Origin of the sequence: Salifodinibacter halophilus (assembly GCA_012999515.1) — a bacterium.
Taxonomy (GTDB): Bacteria; Pseudomonadota; Gammaproteobacteria; order Nevskiales; family Salinisphaeraceae; genus Salifodinibacter; species Salifodinibacter halophilus.
In genome coordinates, this window is record JABEEB010000312.1 from 1 (window position 1) to 265 (window position 265).

A 265-nucleotide genomic window follows, 5' to 3' on the forward strand; every position below is an offset into this window, starting at 1 on the left:
GCCGATGGCCACGTTCAAGTTCGCCTTCGGCGCGGCGCTGTAATTGGCGTTGCCGGCCTGGTTGGCGGTCAGCCCGCACGCGCCCGCGGCGAGCATGGTGACAGTGCTGCCGGCGACGGTGCACACCGCCGGCGTGGTGCTGGCGAACACCCCCGGGTTGCCCGAGGCGCCGCCGCTGGCCGACACAGTGAACGCGCCGCCCGGCGCATACGTCGGCGCGGCCGGATTGGCGGCGAAGGCGGTGATGGCCTGCGTCCCCTGAGCG

1 protein-coding gene is annotated in these 265 nt (G+C 74.0%); it reads right to left on the bottom strand.

The genetic code is table 11. From position 1 onward, the window contains the following. Positions 1-265: hypothetical protein (locus HKX41_11815; GenBank protein NNC24820.1), on the bottom strand; the 265-nt coding region annotated here is incomplete at both ends.